The organism is Acinetobacter radioresistens DSM 6976 = NBRC 102413 = CIP 103788 (assembly GCF_006757745.1).
Taxonomy (GTDB): Bacteria; Pseudomonadota; Gammaproteobacteria; order Pseudomonadales; family Moraxellaceae; genus Acinetobacter; species Acinetobacter radioresistens.
Map to the genome: position 1 here is coordinate 1,770,247 of NZ_AP019740.1, position 24,187 is coordinate 1,794,433.

Annotated in this window: 17 protein-coding genes, 2 pseudogenes and 1 CRISPR repeat array; of the genes and pseudogenes, 13 read left to right on the plus strand and 6 right to left on the minus strand. The window is 36.0% G+C overall.

All coding sequences use genetic code 11. The features are described 5' to 3' along the window. Positions 1-191: 191 nt before the first annotated feature. The 8 genes from ACRAD_RS08320 (at position 192) to ACRAD_RS08355 (ending at position 11,870) form a co-directional block, all read left to right on the plus strand. The gene (locus ACRAD_RS08320) at positions 192-509 is read left to right on the plus strand and encodes a phage antirepressor KilAC domain-containing protein (protein ID WP_005026486.1); all 318 of its coding nucleotides are present in this window, start codon (positions 192-194) and stop codon (positions 507-509) included. 110 nt (positions 510-619) lie between these two features. Next, on the plus strand, positions 620-1,786 hold the full coding sequence (locus ACRAD_RS08325; protein WP_005026489.1) for a hypothetical protein: 1,167 nt from the start codon (positions 620-622) through the stop codon (positions 1,784-1,786). Then, positions 1,783-2,676, plus strand: coding sequence for a type I-F CRISPR-associated protein Csy2 (gene csy2, locus ACRAD_RS08330; RefSeq protein ID WP_005026491.1), 894 nt, complete (start codon positions 1,783-1,785; stop codon positions 2,674-2,676). Before ACRAD_RS08325 ends, csy2 begins: the two co-directional genes overlap by 4 nt. A gap of 29 nt (positions 2,677-2,705) precedes the next feature. Continuing rightward, positions 2,706-3,767: a type I-F CRISPR-associated protein Csy3 gene (gene csy3 / locus ACRAD_RS08335; protein ID WP_005026493.1), complete on the plus strand. Its 1,062-nt coding sequence runs from the start codon at positions 2,706-2,708 to the stop codon at positions 3,765-3,767. A gap of 2 nt (positions 3,768-3,769) precedes the next feature. Continuing rightward, entirely contained in the window at positions 3,770-4,378 is a 609-nt protein-coding gene (locus ACRAD_RS08340) for a type I-F CRISPR-associated endoribonuclease Cas6/Csy4 (protein ID WP_026055488.1), read from the plus strand. Between the two features lie 11 nt (positions 4,379-4,389). After that, a complete protein-coding gene (cas1f, locus tag ACRAD_RS08345) occupies positions 4,390-5,343 on the plus strand; it encodes a type I-F CRISPR-associated endonuclease Cas1f (RefSeq protein ID WP_005026499.1) in 954 nt (317 codons plus the stop codon). A 97-nt stretch (positions 5,344-5,440) separates the two neighbouring features. Further along, positions 5,441-8,948: direct repeats of the CRISPR family, unit length 28 nt; unit sequence GTTCGTCATCGCTTAGATGATTTAGAAA. A 212-nt stretch (positions 8,949-9,160) separates the two neighbouring features. Next, on the plus strand, positions 9,161-10,729 hold the full coding sequence (locus tag ACRAD_RS08350) for a sensor domain-containing diguanylate cyclase (RefSeq protein WP_005026505.1): 1,569 nt from the start codon (positions 9,161-9,163) through the stop codon (positions 10,727-10,729). 529 nt (positions 10,730-11,258) lie between these two features. Further along, entirely contained in the window at positions 11,259-11,870 is a 612-nt protein-coding gene (locus tag ACRAD_RS08355) for a LysE family translocator (protein WP_005026506.1), read from the plus strand. A 93-nt stretch (positions 11,871-11,963) separates the two neighbouring features. Here the strand turns inward: ACRAD_RS08355 and ACRAD_RS08360 are convergent, their stop codons facing one another. From ACRAD_RS08360 to ACRAD_RS08370, 3 genes are all read right to left on the minus strand, one after another. Continuing rightward, positions 11,964-12,455 carry a flavin reductase gene (locus ACRAD_RS08360; protein ID WP_005026507.1) on the minus strand — a complete coding sequence of 164 codons (492 nt, stop codon included), beginning with the start codon at positions 12,453-12,455 and terminating at the stop codon, positions 11,964-11,966. Positions 12,456-12,640: 185 nt separating this feature from the next. Beyond that, positions 12,641-13,684, minus strand: a complete 1,044-nt coding sequence (locus ACRAD_RS08365; RefSeq protein WP_005026518.1) for a methionine synthase — start codon at positions 13,682-13,684, stop codon at positions 12,641-12,643. A gap of 21 nt (positions 13,685-13,705) precedes the next feature. After that, positions 13,706-14,692, minus strand: coding sequence for a DUF1852 domain-containing protein (locus ACRAD_RS08370; protein WP_005026521.1), 987 nt, complete (start codon positions 14,690-14,692; stop codon positions 13,706-13,708). A 679-nt stretch (positions 14,693-15,371) separates the two neighbouring features. Between ACRAD_RS08370 and ACRAD_RS08375 the strand changes: the two genes are divergently transcribed. Beyond that, entirely contained in the window at positions 15,372-16,706 is a 1,335-nt protein-coding gene (locus tag ACRAD_RS08375; RefSeq protein WP_005026523.1) for a PepSY-associated TM helix domain-containing protein, read from the plus strand. Positions 16,707-17,087: 381 nt separating this feature from the next. On the opposite strand, the gene ACRAD_RS08380 is transcribed toward ACRAD_RS08375, so the two are convergent. Then, on the minus strand, positions 17,088-17,600 hold the full coding sequence (locus ACRAD_RS08380) for a hypothetical protein (RefSeq protein ID WP_005026526.1): 513 nt from the start codon (positions 17,598-17,600) through the stop codon (positions 17,088-17,090). Positions 17,601-17,935: 335 nt separating this feature from the next. On the opposite strand from ACRAD_RS08380, the gene ACRAD_RS08385 reads away from it, so the two are divergent. The 4 genes and pseudogenes from ACRAD_RS08385 to ACRAD_RS08400 all read left to right on the plus strand — a co-directional run. Continuing rightward, complete coding sequence (locus tag ACRAD_RS08385) at positions 17,936-18,235, plus strand: hypothetical protein (protein ID WP_005026535.1); 300 nt, start codon at positions 17,936-17,938, stop codon at positions 18,233-18,235. 371 nt (positions 18,236-18,606) lie between these two features. Further along, positions 18,607-19,622 (plus strand): annotated as a pseudogene (locus ACRAD_RS08390) (TonB-dependent siderophore receptor); the annotation flags it as partial. 53 nt (positions 19,623-19,675) lie between these two features. Beyond that, positions 19,676-20,608 carry an IS5-like element ISAha3 family transposase gene (locus tag ACRAD_RS08395; protein WP_004812228.1) on the plus strand — a complete coding sequence of 311 codons (933 nt, stop codon included), beginning with the start codon at positions 19,676-19,678 and terminating at the stop codon, positions 20,606-20,608. Between the two features lie 53 nt (positions 20,609-20,661). After that, positions 20,662-21,699 (plus strand): annotated as a pseudogene (locus ACRAD_RS08400) (TonB-dependent siderophore receptor); the annotation flags it as partial. Between the two features lie 300 nt (positions 21,700-21,999). Here ACRAD_RS08400 and ACRAD_RS08405 read toward each other — a convergent pair. Together ACRAD_RS08405 and gcvA are read right to left on the minus strand one after the other, a co-directional pair. Then, positions 22,000-22,593, minus strand: coding sequence for a DUF4142 domain-containing protein (locus tag ACRAD_RS08405; RefSeq protein WP_005026543.1), 594 nt, complete (start codon positions 22,591-22,593; stop codon positions 22,000-22,002). Between the two features lie 466 nt (positions 22,594-23,059). Then, positions 23,060-23,974 carry a transcriptional regulator GcvA gene (gene gcvA / locus ACRAD_RS08410; protein ID WP_005019755.1) on the minus strand — a complete coding sequence of 305 codons (915 nt, stop codon included), beginning with the start codon at positions 23,972-23,974 and terminating at the stop codon, positions 23,060-23,062. Positions 23,975-24,187: the final 213 nt, after the last annotated feature.

Consider the following 24,187-nt stretch of genomic DNA (forward strand, 5'->3'; position numbering starts at 1 on the left):
GTTACATCTAAAACTCCAATGAATAACAATAACATAAATTCAAATAAAAAATAACGCCCGAGACTAGATTATTGTTACATTATTAATATAAAAATTTAACTAGTCATAATGAGTTAGAACTGAGCAGCACAAAGCATCTCAACTCTTTTGTGCTGCTCTTCAAGTTAACTCGTATCAAAAGGAGCTCACTCATGAGTAATCTTATCACAGAACATATAAATCCATTGTCAAATCAAGAAAAATCATCACCTGATTTTTCACTGAGTATGTCAGCAAAACTTCTAAAGTTATCTCCTAAAGTATTTATTGAACTTTTATACAGGAATAAATTTATTTTTAAACGAAGTAAGCAAACTGCATGGGAGTCATATCAAAATATTGTAGATAGAGAAATCTTATGCCATCGAGTAATAAACATAAAACACTCTACAGGCATAGTAGTTCCACATTTACAAGTTAGAGTCACTTTAAAAGGTCTAACATACTTTAAGAATAGATTTTGCTCTTAAATCTACGAAGATATTATTGCGACATTTAATGTCGCAATAATATTCAGTATTTATTTAATTTTTAAAATAATGTGTTAAAAATTGGCTAGATAACAAAAACGGGGAAGATAATGCCTGAACCACAAACTGATATTTTTATAAATGCCTTAGAAGAATCTGTGCACTTTAGTTTAAAAACGATTAACTCCAATATTGAAAAAGGCGGGATTCGTTTAAGTAATCAACAAGCACTTGATTTACCCTATCTCAGTGCTCGAACTTTATTAAATGAAGACTTCCTGATTCCCACTGATTATCAGGCAAATGCAGGTAAAACGGCTTCTATTTTTAAAGTCGTAAAAGCAGCCATGATTAATAATGACATCCATTCAGAAGAAGCTGAGTTTCAACAACAAGTGGAACAGCTCAAGCCATCCATTTCATCTATTTTTAATGAGCCGTATCAAGCCGGTACAGAAAACATTGATATACGTATGCGCCAGCTTTTAATTCCCAAAAATGGTGAATATGTTTCAGTAAGTCCACTTACTGCTGCTGGTGTAAATTATCTTGTGAACCAAGAAGTTGATGCTGTAAATGAATTATGCAAAGAAAAAGACAGTGAGTTTAACCGCATTCAAACTGCTATTTTTGGCATAGGTGGAGCCAATCCACAAAATGTGGGAAGCCTAGTGCGTTCAATGCAACGCCCTATTACAGTTGATGCTCCTCAAGCAAGTGAAAAAGTACGTCAAGCCTTAGCGATTTTCTATAACGGATTTACGATACGACTATCCCGTAAAATAAAACTGCTTAATGGGACTAAACGAGCAAAAGAAGCAATTAAAGAGTGGTCAGAAATTTTAAATCGCCAACTTATTATCACCGCGACGAATACCATTCAAAATTGGCATGACCTCGAGATTTTCGCTCCTTCGACCAATCGGGATGTTCGAGATCAGGAAGTTATTTTCCTGAACATCCTTGCTAAAGATGTCTTAAGACAGGCGACTTTTCAAAAAAATATTTTAGAAGAAGCTGAATCAATTTTACCAAGTATGGAAGAAATTGAGCGTCCTTCATTCTGGGTTCATCCGAGCCTTCCATTTGTTTTGCAAGGTTTGATTGACCCAGAGCTAAGAGATGATCACTGGAGAATTAAATTCTCCGATTATCTTGCTAGAAAAATCACCAATGAAACCTTTGATATAGAAATAAATAATGAAACTGTATCAATTAGCCTAGATAGCAATTCAGAAGGTTATATCGCCCGCCGCTTACGGGAGATTGTTCGATGAGTCGTTATGTCGTGATTCCTCGTATGCGAGTACAAAATGCAAATATACAAACCAATGGCCTGTTATTAGGTGGTGTGCCTTTGTTTGCAGCCAATATGTTTGCACATCATTTAGCAAGACAATTAGGCACTCAAGAACAAGGCATTATTTATATTCATCATGACCAACAGCGTTTAGGCGGACAAGCTTATGGGCGCTTTACGCCTGCTCAACGCAGAGCTGCAACATATATAAATATGCAAGATTATATTGGTAAAAAATCAGCCAAACGTCCAATATTGTCTTTACAGCCAACAGCATCTTGTCATTTAGAGTTTAGCCTTATTATCAAATTTTCTAGCTCTCGGATTAGTCCAGAAAAACTAACAAACATACTTAAACGTAGCCGTTTCGCTGGTGGACAAATTATCGAGTTTTTAGAAATTACGATATATGCTGAAAATGAATTAGAAAATGCCTTAAAGAAAATCAAAACTGGGTTTGCCATTTTAGACCGACAAGATTTGCTTATTGAGTATCAGCAGCGTAAACAAATTAATCGAGTTCAGGCATTTACCCAACTGTTGGCATTAAAAGCAGATGCACTTAGAACGTTCTTTAATGACCCAAATTTAAGTTGGATATCGGCAACTAATTTGGGGTACGCCCTACTTGAGCCACTCACAGACCAACGAGCAGGTATTCGCCAAGCACAAGATCAGGAAACTACAGCACATGCCTATGCAGAACCGCTTACCGGCATTGTTCAGTATTTTTCTTTAGGCGAGATTCTAAGGAAAAATACCGAGGCTGAGGATGACACTTGGCATAACTTGCAAAAACTATTGTGGACCTACCACTGGCCGCAAGACGACATTTTTCTTTTAAAACAAAATTGCATTAATGCATAAATCATTTTTGAATATAAGGAATTTTTTACATGACAATTTTTAAGAAATTACCAGGTAGCCTTTCTTTACAACGCGGCACGGTGGTGAGTGATGGGGCTTTTTTCAACTTATTTGAAGATGGTAAACAAGAACCTTTACACGTGATGTATCACGGTATTCGAGGCACTCAAAATGTCGCAGGTAATAAAGAAAAAGGAGCAGCAACAGGTAATTCTCTGGCTCGCGAAGTCACCAATATTCAGTTGACCGAATCTGCAAAATTACAACCTAAAGCCAAACTTTTGGTGAAATGGGACTTTCGTTTTATTGACTTGAGCTATGTACTGTTTGCAAGTGCTTCTAAAGCTGGTGCTGACAAAAGCGAAGAATATAATTTCCGCCAAGCTTTCTTAAGTTTTGTAAATCGCGCCAAAGAAAGCGATGGACTTAAAGAAGTTGTGCGTCGTTATGTACGTAATATCGTGAATGGCCGTTGGTTATGGCGTAATCGTATTGTCGCTGAAAGCATTACCATTCAAGTGACTGCTCAGGACCACCCTGAAACATTGAGTTTTGATGCACTTTCTTACAACCTTAAGAGTTTTGATCAACCGTCTGAACAAGAACAAAAACTAGCAGATATTTTGTTAAAAGGAATTACAGGTGAATCCACAAGTGCTGCCTTGCATATTGAAGCGATTGTTGACTTCGGAATGGGCGGTGTAGAAGTTTTCCCTTCTCAAAATTACCTAGAAGAGAAACCAAAAGGTTTCTCCCGATCTTTATATCAATTAACACCGAAAAAACCAGACCACAAAGCCAATGACAACCAATATCTAGGTCAAGCTGCATTACGTGACCAAAAAATCGGAAATGCACTAAGAACAATTGATACCTGGTATCCACTGTTTAAAGAAAACGATGAAAAGCCAATTGCAGTAGAACCTAATGGGGCAAATTTAGAAGGACAGATTTTCTATCGCGTGGGTAAAGATAAAGTTTCTGCATTCGATATTTTAAAAGAAATTGATGAACTGGATGTAAACAGCGACAAAGGCATGTTCCTGATTGCATGTTTAATTCGTGGTGGCGTGTACTCCGAGGGTGAATAATGATGGATGCCAATTACTATCTGGATATCCGTGTTCTTGAATCATCAGATGATACGGATTTAAAACTTGGTCATATTCGTAATCAAATTTACACCGTGATTCATGGTGCATTTCGAAAACTACCTGCGCATTACGCGCTTGCGTTGGAGATATCCGATAAATTGAAAGCGAAGCAGGAACAGTTTGAAAAAAAACATGGTCGTTCAGCTAAACCTAACTTTGATATTTTGCGAATTTTTGCAGAAAAGCAGGATGATTTAGATGAGTTAATCGAGGCAATTAAAGGACACTGGAAAATTCGCGACTATACCGTTTTAGGTGCCGCAATTGCTGTTCCTACTGCCAAAATTTCTGGTTGGAAAAGTTATCGTAAGTTTCGTATTCCAACTCAGAAAACTGAACGTACAAAGCTTTCTCATCAAAATGAACCTTTAAGAGATAGACGCTTAAAAACTGCCAAAGGAATGCCCTTCTTTCAGGTGGTCAGCAGTACAGGTCATGGTTTTACAGTAATTATTGATGTGCAGGACAGCGAAAATGCGGGATACGGACTACCAGATAGCTATGGGCTTGCTCGTAAGGAAAGTCCTTTTGCCCTACCCGTTTTTTAAGGAAATATAATATGAGTCAACTCCGTCAGGAACGCAGCCGCCCACTTATGCTTTCAAAGCGTGCCTGCGTTTTTTATTTAGAGAGAGTTCGTGTCGTTTTAAAAGATGATCGAATTGTTTACTTGACGGAGAACTCACAGCCTGTGGAATATTTTTATAATATTCCAGAGAAAAACACAGCCTTTTTACTACTTGGTAAAGGTAGTTCATTAACAGATGCGGCTGCCAGACGTTTAGCAGAATCTAATGTCATGGTTGGGTTTTGCGGTTCTGGCGGCTCCCCTTTATTTTCATCCTTAGACTTAACATTTTTAGCGCCTCAAAGTGAATATCGTCCCACTGAATATATGCAAATCTGGATGAAAGCATGGCTAGAAGATGATGCACGATTACTCATGGCAAAAATATTATTACTCGAACGTATTGCCCTCGTATCACAATCATGGAAAAAAAATTTTGATTTGATTCAATCTGGTATTTATATTGATGAGAATGCTTTAAACACATTTAAACAAGATATTGATCGTTCAGAAAATCAACAAGAATTACTTGCAGCCGAAGGTCGTTGGGCCAAAACGTTATACAAGCAACTTGCTAAAGGCTTTGGTGTTGAGTTCATTCGCGATGAAGGAAAAAATTCTCATGATACTATTGCTGATATAGCCAACAGTTATCTCGATCATGGAAACTATATTGCCTACGGCTATGCGGCAGTTGCTTTAAATGGAATGGGAATTAGCTTTGCTCTCCCTATTTTGCACGGTAAAACACGTCGTGGGGGTCTAGTCTTTGACCTAGCTGATCTAGTGAAAGATGCTTTTGTGATGCCAATTGCTTTTACATGTGCAGCAAAAGGATTAAATCAAAAAGAATTCCGAATGCAGCTTATTGAAACATGCCAAGACAAAGATATTTTAGATTACATGTTTGGCTTCATTACTGACATATGTAGTAAAATTAAATAAAATCATATAATTAAGTTTTATACTTTATAACGAAGTATTTTCACTCATTAAAAACTTATATAATTGATTTCAAGAGTTTTGTTTTAACTTAACTCTAGTTCGTCATCGCTTAGATGATTTAGAAACATACCAAAGTACGCAATTTATTCGCAATGTAGTTCGTCATCGCTTAGATGATTTAGAAATTCAGAATCAAAGGCTTAAAATACAATATTTCGTTCGTCATCGCTTAGATGATTTAGAAAGCCAAAGCCAGTACTTAAGGATATTAAGGTAGGTTCGTCATCGCTTAGATGATTTAGAAAAAGATATTCGAGAACTTTTTTAGCTGTAGTTTGTTCGTCATCGCTTAGATGATTTAGAAAAAAGTGATTGAAGTAAATTAGGGTTTTGCTGTGTTCGTCATCGCTTAGATGATTTAGAAATAGTGTGGGAGGTGGTAGTCTGGAGCCAATTAGTTCGTCATCGCTTAGATGATTTAGAAACTTTTCCTCAAGCTCTTTAGCACGCTGATCAAGTTCGTCATCGCTTAGATGATTTAGAAAAGTTGAAGGGCTTCGGCGAAGGATTGGGGTAAGTTCGTCATCGCTTAGATGATTTAGAAAGAAGCAGTACGAGTACAAGAATTTGGATATGAGTTCGTCATCGCTTAGATGATTTAGAAATCTTCAAGCCTGATGTGTTTAGCACCGTTCAAGTTCGTCATCGCTTAGATGATTTAGAAACTGCTCAGAGTCCTTGTTTTTCGGCATGGTCAGTTCGTCATCGCTTAGATGATTTAGAAAAGCATTCGCCTAAGGAACCCCCATGAGCAAAGGTTCGTCATCGCTTAGATGATTTAGAAATAAATTGATATTGCTCACATATAAGTAGCGCTGTTCGTCATCGCTTAGATGATTTAGAAAAACTTCATACCCAGCTCCGCAATAATGCTAAAGTTCGTCATCGCTTAGATGATTTAGAAAAAGTCCTAATAAAATGCGAATTGAAATAGGAAGTTCGTCATCGCTTAGATGATTTAGAAATAACAAGACGAGAGAATTTTATCACAGAAAACGTTCGTCATCGCTTAGATGATTTAGAAATTGCTAAAGCGATACAGATCACGAACAGAATGGTTCGTCATCGCTTAGATGATTTAGAAATGAATGCTCGAAATGGTTTGATGATATTTCAAGTTCGTCATCGCTTAGATGATTTAGAAAGATACCTTTGAAAGTTGATCTTTTAAACAAACGTTCGTCATCGCTTAGATGATTTAGAAATATAACCCCCGATAAATCAGTTCCAGAACCGCGTTCGTCATCGCTTAGATGATTTAGAAAGTATTGCAACAAAAGTTGAATCAAACGGAGATGTTCGTCATCGCTTAGATGATTTAGAAATGTTTCGTCATGTACTCCGCTTTTTGATAATGGTTCGTCATCGCTTAGATGATTTAGAAAAGATGAAGCTAACTGATCTAAAGTTGCAGCATGTTCGTCATCGCTTAGATGATTTAGAAAAATGTATATCCTGAATTTGGGCCGCCTAAACCGTTCGTCATCGCCTAGATGATTTAGAAACAGGTCCGCGACTGAATCCAAGTTAGAACCGGGTTCGTCATCGCCTAGATGATTTAGAAAATCTATTCCGACACTTGCACTTGAACTAACATGTTCGTCATCGCCTAGATGATTTAGAAATTCTCATACCCGCCCAACTGTTCAATCAGATTGTTCGTCATCGCCTAGATGATTTAGAAATTCACGTCGCGGCAGTGAAATCGCGATTAACAGTTCGTCATCGCCTAGATGATTTAGAAATTCGGGCCACGCTCTAGTTTTTCTAAGCAGCAGTTCGTCATCGCCTAGATGATTTAGAAATCTCTTGTAATGGGTTTCATAATATAATATAGGTTCGTCATCGCTTAGATGATTTAGAAAACAAATGTTGACCATTGAGCAGTATCCAGAAAGTTTGTCATCGCTTAGATGATTTAGAAAAGAAAATCAAAATAATCAGGTGCAAGCGGTTCGTTTGTCATCGCTTAGATGATTTAGAAGAACAGCATAGACTGAATTGGCAATCTTGTGAGGTTCGTCATCGCTTAGATGATTTAGAAGAATATGGTGTATATACTTGTGCATTTAGTTCTGTTCGTCATCGCTTAGATGATTTAGAAGTGAGTCTTCGTATAGAGGTTTTGATTCAACAAGTTCGTCATCGCTTAGATGATTTAGAAGTTTAGGGTTGTATGCAATATTGCCGCGTGCATGTTCGTCATCGCTTAGATGATTTAGAAGATCACATTTGTGTGTTATTGCCGCAGCACCTGGTTCGTCATCGCTTAGATGATTTAGAAGAAAAGTTTTTAATCGGCGTGAATCATATAAAAGTTCGTCATCGCTTAGATGATTTAGAAGTATGGGGGCAGATTGGCGAGTAGGTTCGATTGGTTCGTCATCGCTTAGATGATTTAGAAGTTGCTGCTGATTCTGTTCTTGAGCCTGTTGACGTTCGTCATCGCTTAGATGATTTAGAAGATTAAAAGCAGTTTGGGTGTTTGATGCCTTCTGTTCGTCATCGCTTAGATGATTTAGAAGATTTACAAGGGCGTAGGTATTGCTACTTGTAAGTTCGTCATCGCTTAGATGATTTAGAAGAGACAGAACCAAAGGAACCGAAGCAAGACAGTGTTCGTCATCGCTTAGATGATTTAGAAGGCAGCAAGTTTCTGTTATAGAGAAAAAGTTATGTTCGTCATCGCTTAGATGATTTAGAAGAACACGGTGATGCCGGAATGGATTTGACAGCTGTTCGTCATCGCTTAGATGATTTAGAAGGTGATCTTAATGATGAGCGCGATGAATTTGAAGTTCGTCATCGCTTAGATGATTTAGAAGACCTTCTTTGCTTATTTTATTGCAGAGTCCAAGTTCGTCATCGCTTAGATGATTTAGAAGACTAAAGGTAAAACAAAAAAAAGTGATAAAGTGTTCGTCATCGCTTAGATGATTTAGAAGTCTATCCCAAACTCTTGTTTGACCGCATCTGCGTTCGTCATCGCTTAGATGATTTAGAAAATTCGTCAAGCTCGTAGAAATTGACTTTAACCGTTCGTCATCGCTTAGATGATTTAGAAAAAGGCTTAATCAAAGTTGAGCGAAAAACTGGTGTTCGTCATCGCTTAGATGATTTAGAAAAGCAAGAAACCAAATCAACACATCAATTTACCGTTCGTCATCGCTTAGATGATTTAGAAAATAGTCATTCTTGAAGACAAGCCGCTCAAAGGGTTCGTCATCGCTTAGATGATTTAGAAATTACCTGGTTTATCCGCAATACGGCGCTCATAGTTCGTCATCGCTTAGATGATTTAGAAAAATCGACTCAGTAAGCGTGCAATCCACTTTATGTTCGTCATCGCTTAGATGATTTAGAAAGACAGTACCTGTTCGGTTTTTTGAAATTGATTGTTTGTCATCGCTTAGATGATTTAGAAATTATGGAATGATGAAATATTAATTAATGGTATGTTTGTCATCGCTTAGATGATTTAGAAAAAACAGCTAGACGGCGCGCGTGGTGATTCAGGGTTTGTCATCGCTTAGATGATTTAGAAATATTCTTTATCTTTCGGCTTGTCATCTATGAAGTTCGTTATTCCATAAATGGTTTAAGACTTTTAAAGAGACATAGTAAAAACTTCTATAAACAATAAAATTATTAAAAACAGAATTATTGTTCAATAAATCATCCAATTTCATCTACATTATTAAATTAAAAAGGTATTATGAGCCGAAATATGTCAGAATTTGATTAATTTATGATGTTCATGAGAAAACTGGGTAAGTCTTTTGACCTGGACTTGAGAAAATTAATACTTTTATTAATCGTATTCTGCGTATCTACACTCTTCTTTGTATCTTTAGGCGTGAGTTATTTAATCGTAAAAAACCAGTTGATCAGCAACTCTTTAGCGATTAACTCGGAATATGCAAATAAAATTGCCCTTAATACAGACAATCATTTTCAAAATATATTAAAAGAACTCAAGTACAGTGCTCAATCTTTGGGGAAAGACTTTAACAGTTTTGCGTTAAGAGAAGCAGAAGTTGATCGTCTTAAATACCAGTCGGATCACTATAACAGTGTAGTCATTGGTGATGCTGAAGGCAGGCTCATCAACTTTTCTTCCAACATTTTAAATATTGACCGGAATAAAATTCAGACCACGCCCGGAATTCAAGCCTCACTTAAAAATAAAAAAACTTATATTTCTTCACCCTATTACTCTGTAAAAGATAATCTGATTGTTTTCTTGTCCCAGCCTATCTTTGATAAAGATAATAACTATAAGGGCTTTATAGGCTCAGCCATTTACTTAAAGCAGAAAAATATTATTAACCATCTCTTAACGATCAACTACAGTTATAAAAAGAGCTACATGTATGTGATTGATCAGAATAATAAGATTATTTTTCACCCTGATACAAAAAGAATTGGAGAAACTGTTAGGAATAATACAGGCCTGAAATACATGCAGGCGACCAAAAATGGAAATATCCGTTTGATAAACAGTCGAGGCGTAGATAATCTTGCTGGCTTTTCATACATCCCCTCAACCAAGTGGCTTATTGTCTCTCAGCAGCCCACTAATGAGCTACTTGAGCAGGCATCGACTATTATTTATAAAGTTACAGGCGGAATTTTCCTGTTTTATCTGCTTATTTTTTATATTGTCTGGAGATTTGCACTTGTTATTTCCAATCCGTTACATAACCTAGCCAATATGGCCAGTCTGCTAAATCAGCCTAAAATCGAAGAAAGAATCAAAAGGATTAATCCTTGGTACTATGAAGTCACCAAGTTCAAGTTATCACTTTTATTAAGCGCACGTAAATTTTCTCATAAGCTGACCGAAATGGATCATCGTATTAATACAGATCCACTGACTGGCTTATTAAACCGTAGAGGGATGCAGTTCTTTACAAAAGGAATGATAGATTCTAAAGTTCCTTTTTCTGTACTTCTAATTGATATAGACCATTTTAAACGTATTAATGATACGTATGGTCATGATGAAGGTGATGAAGTACTAAAAACTTTGGCTAAAATCATGTTGGAAAATTTCCGCAAAAATGATCTTTGTTGCCGTCATGGTGGTGAAGAATTTATTGTAATTATTCCAAATGTTAATAAACAAGAGGTCTATGAAAGTGCTGAAAGATTTCGCCATGCCGTAGAAACATATATTATTAATAATGTTGGCAGAATCACGGCCTCTATTGGTATTGCGTCGTGGCCCGAGAGCTCAAATAGTTTTACAGAAGTATTAAAAATTGCCGACAACAATCTCTACCATGCCAAAAATCATGGCCGCAACCAGGTAAAGCACAGCTAAAAAATATAATTCAGGAAATTTATGAATCAGCTATTTTAAGGCATAACCTTTAGATGGTCAGATATATAACTGATCCTTTAAGGGTTATGCTTTTTTATTCTATATAATTTTTACTGATTTTTTCTCAATTGAAGTTACTTGTTTCTATATTAAGTAACCCTGCTTAATCTTGATGAGCAAACATTACGCTCTCTATTTCTATATTCCCCTTAAAACAATTAATGGCATACTGAACTATTCTATTTTTAAATATATAATAAATATTATGATATTTATCAGGATGAGTGTTCATATAACAGTTATTAAAATTATCAGATATTTATTAAAAACAAAAACATGATTAAAATTTTTATATTTTCTTACTTGTACTCAGGCTGGATATCAATCCATATTTAATATACATGAGCAAATGCTCTACGCATCAGGTCTTTTGATCTATCGATTTTAGCGAGTTTTGATAATAGAGTCTAATTTTTATTTATTCAGACGTTATCATATAGGCTCTAGTTTTACACCTGATCGACTGAATATGGCTGAGCTTCTTATACCATTCTTTATAGCAATTATTCTATTAACAATAACTCCGGGACTGGATACAGCATTAATTATACGAACAGCTACTGTAGGAAATAAAAGTAAAGCATTCAATGCAGCCTTAGGTATTGCGTGTGGCTGTTTAGCATGGGGTGTACTCGTAGCTTGTGGAATAGGCGCTATTTTAGCTACCTCTGAACTTGCATTTAACCTGTTAAAATGGTTAGGAGCTGTTTATCTGGTATGGTTAGGTATTGGCTTGATTTTTAAACCTCGAACAGTTTTTGAGATAACGTCAAATCCTAACAAACAGGAAAATTGGTTTTTAAAAGGTTTGATTACGAATATATTGAACCCTAAAGTCGGGTTCTTCTATGTCTCATTTTTACCCCAGTTTATTCCAACTGGTGAAAATTCTACATATTGGCTTTTAAGCTTAGTAGCCATTCATGTGGGTTTAGGTATTTTATGGTCATTATTTTTGATTACTTTGATGAAACCTATTTCGAGATTTCTACAGCAAGGTAAAACTCTGAAAAAAATTGATCAGATAACTGGCTCCATTTTTATATTGTTCGCGCTGAAATTAACCTTCACCAATAGATAACCCCCATACTATTTACCTGAATGACGATCATGCGTTTTAAAAATTTAAACGTTTAACTTTTATAATAAATTTTCATTTGCATAAAGAGTGGGTTTAAGCAGTTTCTGTCTGGCCCACTTGGTGATAAGCACGATTAAAATAAACCAGACTTTGATCATGCTGGCTTTGTTGAATCGCAACAATAGGACAAATCAAAATAGTGTGAGTTCCCACTTGTTGAATTTGCTCAATCTCGCAGTCGAAACTTACCAAAGCATCTTCCAACACAGGTGCACCTGTTTCCAACTCAATCCATGCACCATGTTTAAAGCGTTCTTCTGGCGTGAGTTTAGATGAAAATGCTTTTGAAATATGTTCGTGATGCGCGCCTAAAACATTCACTGTTAAAATTTTGTTATCCAGGAAATGTGCATGTGAGCTTGCAGCCTGGTTCATACAGACCAATAATGTCGGTGGTGTGTCAGTCACACTACACACAGCAGAGGCAGTAAATCCAAAACGGCCAGACATACCTGCCGTGGTCACAACACTGACTGCACTTGTGAGTAAAGACATTGCATTTTTAAAGTCTGTTGCCTGAACCATGACATTATTCCTAAATTGAACCGTACTTTTTCCTGTGTGTTTGCTATACCACCCAACTCCATCAGGAAGGTACTATCGACATGCGTTCTGATTAGAACGACATGTAGTAAGTAAAATGAGGGTTACTTGTTTGATTATCAACTGCCATCAAAAAAGTAACCCTTTATACCACTTATTGGTAAATATTAAGCAGTAAGTTCCAATCCTGTAAGTTCTCTGCGAACGATTTCTGCACCTGCACTTAAGGCATTTAACTTGCCACGTGCCACTTCACGAGAAAGAGGTGCCATACCACAGTTTGTGCAAGGATAAAGCTTGTCAGAATCTACAAACTGAAGCGCTTTACGGAGTGTATTCGCCACTTCTTCTGGTGTTTCAATCTGGTTAGATGCGACATCAATTGCACCGACCATCACTTTTTTACCGCGAATAAGCTCGAGTAAATCGATAGGTACATGTGAGTTGTGACATTCTAATGAAATGATATCAATGTTAGAAGCCTGAAGTTTCGGAAACGCTTCTTCATATTGACGCCATTCCGAACCGAGTGTTTTTTTCCAGTCTGTATTAGCTTTAATGCCGTAACCATAGCAAATATGAACCACAGTTTCACATTTTAGGCCTTCAATGGCACGTTCCAAAGTCGCGACACCCCAGTCATTGACTTCGTCAAAGAATACATTAAATGCAGGTTCGTCAAATTGAATGATGTCTACCCCAGCAGCTTCTAATTCTCTTGCTTCTTGGTTCAAGATTTTAGCAAATTCCCAAGCCAGTTTTTCACGGCTCTTGTAATGACCGTCATAAAGCGTATCAATCATGGTCATTGGGCCAGGTAACGCCCACTTGATAGGTTGATTGGTTTGCTGACGTAAAAACTTGGCATCTTCAACAAAAACCGGCTTTTGACGTGATACCGCACCCACTACAGACGGTACACTTGCATCATAGCGATCACGAATTCGAACTGTTTCACGCTTCTCAAAATCTACACCATTTAAGTGTTCAATAAACGTCGTCACAAAATGTTGGCGGGTTTGCTCACCATCACTGACGATATCGATGCCAGCAAGTTGTTGCTCGTGTAATGCCAAACGTAACGCATCTTTTTTACCTTCAATCAAGCCTTCGTTTTCGAGTTTCCAAGGTGACCAAAGCTTTTCAGGTTCTGCAAGCCAAGACGGTTTAGGTAAGCTGCCAGCAGTTGAAGTCGGTAATAATTTTTTCATGATCAATGACCTGTATGTATATTAATTAAGAGCGTAATTTGCAGACCACTGCTCAAGAATCGCTTGGTATGGTTTGATAAATTGCTCTTCAACAAACTTCCCCTGCTCAATAGCCAGACGGCTACGTTCTTCTCGGTCATACACAATGCGAGTGAGTGAATAGTCTTGATTCTTCAAACTTGGCTGATAATATTTACCCGCAACTGAATTTGCATTATAAATTTCAGGGCGGTAAATCTTTTGGAAGGTTTCCATTGTGCTGATGGTACTGATCAACTCAAGGTTGGTGTAATCACTCAACAAATCACCTGAAAAATAGAATGCTAAAGGCGCGGCGCTATTTGCCGGCATAAAATAGCGGACCTTTAAGCCCATTTTTTGGAAATATTCATCAGTTAATGAATAGTCTTCTTGCTTGTATTCGACACCCAAAACAGGATGTACATTTTCAGTACGGTGATAGACCTTACTTGTTGAAACGCTTAGGCAAATGACAGGCGCTTTTTTAAAGTTGGCTTTATAAGTCTCAGAGTTAATGAAACTTCTAAACAGGTTGCCATGTAATTCACCAAAATTTTCTGGTGTGCTAAAGGTAGGCTGATCTTTATTATGATCAAGCAACAGCACACTAAAATCATAATCACGGACATAAGAAGAAAAATTGTTGCCCACAATACCTTCAATACATTTACCGGTTTTTTTATCGATAATATTGGTTTTCAATATTTCAATCAAAGGGAGCCCACTGCTATGGTTTTGCACATCAATATTCATTTCAACTGAAATGATTTCAAGCTCAACAGCATAGCGGTCGCCTTTAGGGTTGTCCCAATAAGCTAAGGCATTGAAACGATTATCAATCATCCGTAACGTATTGCGCAAATTTTCCTGACGGCTCATCCCTCTTGCCAAGTTAGCAAAGTTGGTGGTAAGGCGCGTATTGTCTGCTGGACGATAGTTTTCATCGAAACAAATACTCTTAATCGTAAATGTAAACTCTTTATTCATTGTGATCAGTACCCTAATTTCCGAGATAAACCTAAAAAATCTTTTTGCTCTTTTTAAACTTTCCAGCCTTATCGGTTTTGCGCCTTTTGGTCTTATCAAAAGTGAATTACTGGAGCGCTTCAGAACATGAATAGATTTATACCGCAATCACAACATGAATAAAAATGATTTAGTCTCATTGGAAAGTGAGTTAAATTCATGTTTAAAAACTAACGCTATTAGAATTAAAGAATATTGGTAAAAAAAAATGAGATTTTTAAATTCTTTTCCTACTAATAATTTTTTAATTTTCTGCATGTTATAGTGTAGGAACTTATATTTATTCTGATTTAATCATCGTACTTATGATTTAAATCATACATGTATATGGTTATATCTAAGCAGATAGAGGGCTGGTGCATGATTTAACGAGTTATAGCGTTATAATTTGAACTGGTAATTTTAGTAACATATAACAGAGCTTAATCATCATTAGAAAAAATTTTCAAAAATAACAGTTTGATTTAAGAATTTTGAATATTACTGAATTTTTTATATAAGCCTTTAACTATACTTCTATACATCATAGCTAGCATGATTTTATTCAAGTTTTATCGCATAAAGATTATATAATTTAATATTCTTCTAGTGCTCATTTTTTGAATATAATCTATTTTTAAAGTCATATGTTGAATACCAATTGTTAAAGCTGCTTCATAATCAATTAGGGATTTTAATTGCCCCTTTTATTTTTATTGCCTCTTTAACAGGGCTACTCTATGGCTTAACGCCCCAGCTTGAGAGCTTTATTTATAAAGAGCAGCTATCCGCACTACATAGCCCAAACCATAAAACTCAACCTCTTAGTCAACAGGTTGCAGCTGCCTCAACTGTTTTACCTCATGATGCAAAGATATTTGCAGTTCGAACACCGCAGACTTCTGAACATACCACACGCATTCTTTATCAGGTGCGCGACAACCCTGATACAGTTAAGGCAATATTTATAAATCCATATACATTAAAGATCCAAGGTGAACTTCCTGTTTACGGTACCAGTGGGGTTTTACCTTTAAGAACTTTTTTAGACCAGTTACACCGCAGCTTATTACTAGGTGAGTATGGTCGTATATATAGCGAATTTGCAGCAAGCTGGTTAGGACTATTCGCTTTAACTGGCCTGATTCAATGGTGGAGCTATCGTAAAAAAAATAAATCCATTCATTCACGCCATTCACTTATCAAATGGCATTATATTTTCGGTTTAACTGTATTACCGATGCTATTTTTCTTTTCTATTACCGGTTTAACATGGTCAAAATGGAGCGGAGCAAACATTGCACAACTTCGCCATTTACTCAATAGTGATACACCAACTTTGTATCTGGCATTAAATCCAAAAACGATGAATGTGACAAATCCACATGCTGAACATTACATGCAGATGGATATTTCAGGCCAACATCTTTCAACTAAATTAAACTTCAAAAACTTTGATCGTATTGTCGAGCTTGCTCATCAAAATGGTTTAAACGCACAAGCATTACAAATTAAACCCAGTTATCAAAAAGATCGGGCCTGGTCGATAGAAGAAATGAATCATCGTTGGCCAATTCAAATCGATGCTTTAGCGGTAGATATGTCAACTCAACATATTATTGACCATTTAAGATTTAGTGATTTTCCATTATCTGCAAAATTAACACGCTGGGGAGTAGATTTACATATTGGGGTTCTGTTCGGCTGGCTAAATCAAGTTTTGCTAGTTCTGTCTGCAGCCATAATCTTATTAGTACTAATATTTTCTTATCGGGCATGGTGGACTTACCAACGACCTTTGGATACGTTACGAAAGTTTAACCAAGGCCTATGGCAACAGTGGAAAAATTGTAATCAATTCCAAAAAATTATTTATATCAGTATTTTATTTGGCTTATATTTTTTACTACCTGTATGGACGATAAGTGTAGTGCTATTACAATTAACTGCAACAGTATTCCACTATTTAAGTCTTAAAAAATCCCATAAAAATTAAATGCATAAGTGATAAATATTTAATTTATTCGTGTCCTGTAAATAGATTTATACAGCTAATTTGCTTCATAGGTTTTTCGATTAAAAATAATTGAGTAATAAGAAACCCCGGCATCCTGCCGAGGTTTCTCATATTAGGTTGCTAGATATAACTCCTGTCTTATCTCACAGTCCTGGTGCTGAAACTTATTATTATTGTTTTATGTTCTGGAACATCCTGTTCCTTCATGACTTCATCATAAAAATATTCTCATCGACTGCATAGCAGTTATAAGCGCCTATTGATGTCAGTGAAAACTTACAAAATTTTATAAGTTAGATAGCGTGTTCCAATATATGACTACTATGAAAAGCTACTTTCTTTTTTATCGTAGATACATTATTAACGTTCACTTCTACCCTCTACTATACGTAGGGGAGTCTGTTCAAATGTTCCTATTTTCACATTAGCAGGAATATAGATTTCAGCTGCTAGAGGAACTTTTAATACCGAATACCGTGTATCTACGCTCAGAGTAATTGCTTTTAATTTTTTGTTTTCATTATAGACAGGACTTGATACCCAACGTAATTGCATCACAGCATATTGCCCGTTATTAATTACTAAATTTTGAGCCAGCTGTTCAGGTCTGGTACCATTTTCCAAAGGCAAAATCTTATCTTCTGAGCCATAAATTTTAACTCGTGGACGTGCCGGGAATTGGCATTCTGGTCCTTTATTATAAATTTTAATTTCTGTACCAGAATGTGACATACCATTAAAATCACCTGCTTTATTATCGACCTGAATAGTTAACTGCTCTGCTCGGCACTCTTGTACTGCAGATGAGTCCATGACCAACTGTTGCGGAGTTGGAATGAGTAAAATGGCCAATAATGGATTGGTGAATAGCATAGAAAGCTCCTAAAAGAGATAAAATACATTGCCTGACAGTTACAGAATTTTAGGTACTCCTTTGGTATTGAATTTAAAAAGTTCTATTTTTGATTCATGGGGATGATTAATAAGCTAACAACAACTGCAAAATTATATTTTTATTTATTAAGTATTGATTAGGTTAAAATTTAATTTAAACCTTTTTAAGCCACCTCTAGAATCCTTTAAAATAGTTTCTGCTTGATATAACAAACTAAAATTAAAATACAATTCTAAGATATACCTGATTTTGGGGACTAAAGATAAAAAAGATATGGATAGATCAAGTGATCAAAAAAATAATATATTTAAATATGTTAGCACTGGTAGCGACTTATAGTTCTTTATTCTACCAGACTACTATTGATGTTGAACGTCTAGCCGTCGATACAATCGAGAAGGATGAGGTAATAGCTGGAGGAGCACCTTTCCAATTTCTTATCGATGGAGAAATTTCGCCTGTAGGTAGCATCGGTATTGATCCTTTATCCTTAGTTATAGGTTTAGACGAGTTCCACTACCTATACTTTATTCTAGACTATATATTCTGGTTATTGATTCTTCTAAGTCTTTATTTTATTTATTTAAAATATGGTCACTTAAAGCGCACTTAAAACTATTTGGTGTTTAGTTGAATTACTTTATCCAGATGGTGTTCCCAGCCGCGGTTCGGTTATTTCTTCTGCTGCTTTTAATATCATAATTTAATGAAGAGTGTTTGGCTCGGTAACTTCCTATCTATTTAATACTTATATTACTTCTCTTTTTTAGCAGAAATGAACAATCTGTTTTTGCTCTTTTATATTAAATTCAAGTTAAGCAGAGACTTATATCTAATAAAGTACTATAACGATAGATTATATTATGAAGATTATATTTACTTTTTAAAAATGTAAAATATAATCATTTTCATAAAAATCTTGTGAAACTATATTCTGTGTTAAAACGTCACCTACTTCTCGGTTTGTTACCACTTAGCTGTCCTATTTTCGTATTTGCAAATGACCAAATTAGCTCATTACCTACTATCAGTTTACAGGCAACCAGCAAAACTGATAATGCTCATCTAGCCTATAAGGTCAGTACGGCAAGCTCTGCCACACGTACTCATACCTTATTGAAAGATACTCCTCAGGCAGTCACGGTTGTCTCTGAAGCAGTCCTAAACGATATTCAAGCTACCCGCTTATCGGAAGCTCTTGATGTAGCAGGTATAGGGCGGGCAAATAACTTTGGTGGTCAGGGTTTAACCACATTTACCTCACGCGGGTTTACTAGTGGTGAATACTACCGGAATGGTTTTCCAATTAATCGTGGTTATCCCAATGCACCTGACAGTAATACCATTGAACGTATAGAAGTATTAAAAGGTGCATCCTCTAGTTTGTATGGCCGTGGTGATCCGGGAGGTACATTAAATGTCATTAGTAAAGTACCCCATGCTGAACAAAAAACAACTTTAGGTTTGAGTGTTGATCATGAGGGCCTGTTGCGGGGCACTTTAGATACAGCCGGCGCTTTAACTGAAGATGAGAGTCTTATGTACCGCTTAAATGTCATGGGAGAAAACGGAGATACTTACCGCGACCATGTTGATTCAAAGCGCTGGAATATTGCACCTGTTATTCAATGGAGTCCTTCAGACACCACTAAAGTGACCTTAGAAGCTGATCTGTTACGTAACCAGCATGCTTTAGACCGGGGTTTTACCCGCTACGAAGGACAAAAAAGATATAATTTTGACCCGGCAGAGTACTGGTGGGAAACTGGCAAGAACCGGAATCGCTTATATAATGATAATGACATGCTACAGTTACGCATTGAACATACCTTTAACGATGACTGGACACTTAATATTGGTACTCAATATTTAAATGGAAATCTGCATGGTTATGCAGTTGAGCAAATGGCATTAAAGCTGACACAGAGGGTGAACTACTTACCCGTAATTATAACTGGCGTAATTTAGATTGGATTGATAGAAACTTTCAGGCCAATATGGCTTTGTTGCACAAAGCTATTCTTGAAGGCTTCTTCAGTAATATAATTTCCAGATGAAGAAGCCTACACCTAAAATCTATCGTACAACCAATTGGTCCTCGTATAACCAAGCTTTAATCAAGCGAGGAAATATTTCAATCTGGTTTGATCCTAAGACGCAATGGTATGCACAACCACAAGGCAAGCAAGGACGAAATCAAACTTATTCCGATACAGCGATTCAATGCTGTTTAATGATCAAATCTCTATTCCGTCTTTCTTTACGTATGGTTACTGGCTTTGTTCAAAGCCTGATTAAACTCTGTGGCTTGAATTGGACAGCACCAGATTACTCCACCCTTTGTAGACGACAAAAGCATATTGATATTGCGATAAGCTATCAGAAAAGTCATGATGGGTTACACCTACTTGTCGACTCTACGGGTTTAAAGTTTTTAGGTGAAGGCGAATGGAAGCGTAAAAAACATCAGCCTGAATACCGTCGGCAATGGCGTAAACTGCATATTGGTATAGATGCTGAAACACTGCAAATACGTGCCGTTCAGCTTACTACAAATAATGTCAGTGATTCACAAGTACTAGGTGATTTACTGGATCAAATTCCACTAGATGAGCGAATAGATTCTGTCTATACCGATGGCGCGTACGACACGAAGTGCTGCAGAAAAGTGATTTCAGATCGTCAAGCACATGCAGTAATTCCACCCAGAAAGAATGCCAAGCCCTGGAAAGATTCTAAAATAAGTTCAATAGAACGAAATGAGTTACTTCAAACGGTTAAACATTTAGGTAGAACCCTATGGAAAAAATGGTCGGGTTATCACCGTCGTAGTTTGGTGGAAACCAAGATGCATTGCATCAAATTATTAGGTGATAGGCTGACGGCAAGACATTTTCAAAGTCAGGTCAATGAAATTCATGCGCGTGTGGCAGTTCTGAATAGATTTACGGAATTAGGTAGACCTCGCACCCAAGTTGTGTCTTAAATTTGAATGGATTGGGGAGAACTCAGCTTTTGAATGTTTATGCAACAAAGCCGGCCAATATAGTCGGAAATTTTAATTTAGAGCATACTTTAATTTCAGGCATAGAACTTGAAAATTATGATTATAAATCTTTTATTATTCGTTCGAAGGATGATTTTGATTTAGATATTAATCATCCATATAAACCACAATCATTGCCAGAATTAAATAATATATCCACCCACGACCGTGAACAATTAAAAAGCCAAGCTTTATTTATTCAGGATCAAATTCATCTGACTGATCGTTTAAACACCTTGCTTGCTTTACGCTTGGAAAGCTATCAGCATGATTATCACAACTTTATTTCTAGTACATCTTGGTCTACAGATAACCATGCTGTTATTCCACGCATTGGTATGACTTATGATCTGACCGACCAACTGACAGCATATGCCAATATTAGCAAATCATTTAAGCCTAACTCCGGAGTGGATCGTAATAATCAGGGCTTTAACCCTGAAGAAGGTATTTCTTATGAAATAGGTACAAAATACACATTACTAGATGAACAGCTTTCTTTTGACACTGCCATTTATTATGTAAAAAAAGAGAATGTTTTAACTCTTGACCCAACAAACTCGTCTAAAAGTATTGCTGCTGGAGAGGTATCAAGTAAAGGTTTTGACTTAAGTCTGATAGGCAATATTATACCGGCGTGGAAAATTATAGGAAACTATTCATATGTCGATGCTAGTGTAAATAAAGACAATACCTTAGAAAAAGGAACACATCTAGCCAATATTCCTCAAAATTCATTTAATTTACTCAGCATTTATGAATTTAAATCAGGATTATTTGATGGTTTAGGCATAGGCATTAATCAGCGTTATATTGGTAACCGAAAAGGTCAGACTGCAAATAATACTTATACGATGGGCAGTTATGCAACAACTGATTTAATTTCGTACTATGACTTAAATCCTGATTTAAGATTCAGCTTTGATATTATGAATATTTTTAATAAAGAATATGATGATAGCGCTTTTAACCGCTATGTATATCCTGGACAACCACGGACTGCAAAGTTAGGTATGACATACAGTTTTTAGTTAAAGAACGCAGATATTCACTCTTAATTCTACTTTAAATAATAGGTAGCATAATAAGCCTTATTTCTGATTTTTCAAGTAAGAATAATAAGGCTTCAATTAACTAAAAAATACTGATTTATGAGAAAACATTTCTAATATACTTATAAAATATCTGTGAGCAGAAGATTTTATTAGTCACATTCTGTTTATTGTATAATTTAATCTTAATATCAAACTATATAAACTTAAAAGGTCTAGCATGATGAATGCTAGACCTATTTAAAAAATATAATATATAATATATAGATGATTTTAATATTACTTCATCATTGAAACCATTTGTTCAGCCATTTGTAAGTGTGTAGCAACCGCACTACGTGTTTGAACAAGCATGTTCTTTAAGTCAGAGTTTTTAGCATTTGGAATCAATTTTTTATCGATAACCATGAGGACTTTACGATGTACTTCCACTTGGCTCTTCATATAATCTTTATCAGTGTCAGAAGATGATCTGTTAAGTTTATCAACGATCTTATCACTGTCACGCTGTAATAACTTACTAATCTCACTGGTCTGTGGTGTTAGCATCAGACGAGTTGCCAATGCTTGACCTTTTTGCTCATTCGCTGAGTGTTCACGAATCATCATCTGAGCATATTGACGGACTTGAGCCATTTTTAACTTTGGCAAGGCCGCGTTTGCCTGCATAATCTCGCCATTGTTGGCAGTACTCAATATTTTAATAATCTGGTTATCAGATAAGTCTTCATGCTTATCATGCCACATTTTAGAATGATGTTTTCGATCATCCATAGAGTGATGGCCTTTGGTTGTACTTTGGCATGCAGTCAGGCCTAATATACTACTAAAAGCAATACAGCTGACTATCTTTTTCACTGTTATAGTTTCCACTTTGGCATCCTTTTAGAGTTTTATTATTGAAGTAACTTTTTTAAGATAGTCTAATTAAATTGGAAATAGTGTACTTTTTCAGTTGCTTTGTTAGATAAATGTATAAACATATTATAGCTTTAAGTAAATAGTTAATTTAAAAAGTTTCTTAAAGTATAAAAAATTAATTTAATAAAAAGAAACCAACTATTATTCCTCTTATTTATAAGAGTCATTATATATTTCAAAAAAATAAGAATTTATTATAAAAATAGCTTTAAAATTATAGTTAAATATCTAGTATAAAATTATTTTCAGTAAAACTTTTAAAATAAAAAAAATTCTATTATTTTTAAGTAATATTAATATAGCAAGACACTTTAATTATATATTTCAATTATTCCAATAAACTGGATATACATAATTTATTTAAATAATAGATACTGATACATCTATATTTAAAAACAATATCAAAAAATTATTTAGTTTATAACTTTACCTCGTCCATCAGCCATGTTTTAAAGGCTACGAATTTCGGCTTATTCTGACATTCCTGTCGATAAACAATATAATAGGCCAAGGCCGATGAATACTTCATATCTGGATATAAACGTATCAACTGCCCTGTTTTTAAATCATCTGCCACCATAACACTTCTTGCCAATGCGACCCCATGCCCATCAATTGCTGCCTGTAGTACAGCAGCTGAATTATTAATTTTTAATCCTCGCTGGGCCAAGCCATTGCTCACCTGATTGTACTTCAACCATGTATTCCAAGTAGTAAAGCCAGTATGGACATCCAGCGTTAAGTCATGAATTAAAGGTAGGTTTAATAAGTTCTCTACATATTTTAACAGGTGTCGATATTTCTGATAAAACCCTGGTGAACAAACAGGAAAAACCTCTTCATCCATGAGTTTTTCCGCGACTAATCCTGACCAGTTTCCCTGTCCATATCGCACGGCAATATCAATACCATGTTGAGCAAAATCTACAGGTTCCAAGTTAGTATCCAGTCGAATATCAATTTCAGGATAAGCTTGCTGAAAAGTATCAATTCTTGGCAGCAACCATTTCGATGCAAAAGCCGGGCTGATCGCAACAGTTAAAACACCTGCTGAAGTTTGTGCCTGTAGTTTTTCCAGACCAAGTAATAGCCTATTAAAACCGGCACGAATATCGGGCAATGCCATTAATGCAGCTTCAGTTACCACCAAGCGGGCTTTTCCCCCTGTACTCCGCTGAAACAATGTAATGCCTAGGTAATCTTCCAGACTTTTAACCAGTTGTCCCACGGCTGCAGGAGTTACATTCAGCTCAATAGCTGCCGTGGAAAAACTTTGATGTCTGGCACTGGCTTCAAAAGCTCTTAATGCGTTGAGATATACAGGAGTTTTCATTCTAAAGATTTTCTATCAATTACTATAAGATTAACTGGTTTGTTTGTATAGAACCATCTTTATAGAATCAATTTTTCACTTTATGGGTCAAAGCCCTTTAAATACAAAACTGGATAAGGAAGCTCTATTGGTCACAATTATATTAAATGTTCTAGCAGGCCTAACCCTATTCAGCGCGTCTGTTAAAAGACGTAAATAGTAACAATCAGTATT

Coding starts and splice junctions, on each gene's coding strand:
- ACRAD_RS08320 (WP_005026486.1), top strand. CDS start 192: ATGAGTAATCTTATCACAGAACATATAAATCCATTGTCAAATCAAGAA.
- ACRAD_RS08325 (WP_005026489.1), top strand. CDS start 620: ATGCCTGAACCACAAACTGATATTTTTATAAATGCCTTAGAAGAATCT.
- csy2 (WP_005026491.1), top strand. CDS start 1,783: ATGAGTCGTTATGTCGTGATTCCTCGTATGCGAGTACAAAATGCAAAT.
- csy3 (WP_005026493.1), top strand. CDS start 2,706: ATGACAATTTTTAAGAAATTACCAGGTAGCCTTTCTTTACAACGCGGC.
- ACRAD_RS08340 (WP_026055488.1), top strand. CDS start 3,770: ATGGATGCCAATTACTATCTGGATATCCGTGTTCTTGAATCATCAGAT.
- cas1f (WP_005026499.1), top strand. CDS start 4,390: ATGAGTCAACTCCGTCAGGAACGCAGCCGCCCACTTATGCTTTCAAAG.
- ACRAD_RS08350 (WP_005026505.1), top strand. CDS start 9,161: ATGAGAAAACTGGGTAAGTCTTTTGACCTGGACTTGAGAAAATTAATA.
- ACRAD_RS08355 (WP_005026506.1), top strand. CDS start 11,259: ATGGCTGAGCTTCTTATACCATTCTTTATAGCAATTATTCTATTAACA.
- ACRAD_RS08360 (WP_005026507.1), bottom strand. CDS start 12,455: ATGGTTCAGGCAACAGACTTTAAAAATGCAATGTCTTTACTCACAAGT.
- ACRAD_RS08365 (WP_005026518.1), bottom strand. CDS start 13,684: ATGAAAAAATTATTACCGACTTCAACTGCTGGCAGCTTACCTAAACCG.
- ACRAD_RS08370 (WP_005026521.1), bottom strand. CDS start 14,692: ATGAATAAAGAGTTTACATTTACGATTAAGAGTATTTGTTTCGATGAA.
- ACRAD_RS08380 (WP_005026526.1), bottom strand. CDS start 17,600: ATGCTATTCACCAATCCATTATTGGCCATTTTACTCATTCCAACTCCG.
- ACRAD_RS08385 (WP_005026535.1), top strand. CDS start 17,936: ATGTTAGCACTGGTAGCGACTTATAGTTCTTTATTCTACCAGACTACT.
- ACRAD_RS08395 (WP_004812228.1), top strand. CDS start 19,676: ATGAAGAAGCCTACACCTAAAATCTATCGTACAACCAATTGGTCCTCG.
- gcvA (WP_005019755.1), bottom strand. CDS start 23,974: ATGAAAACTCCTGTATATCTCAACGCATTAAGAGCTTTTGAAGCCAGT.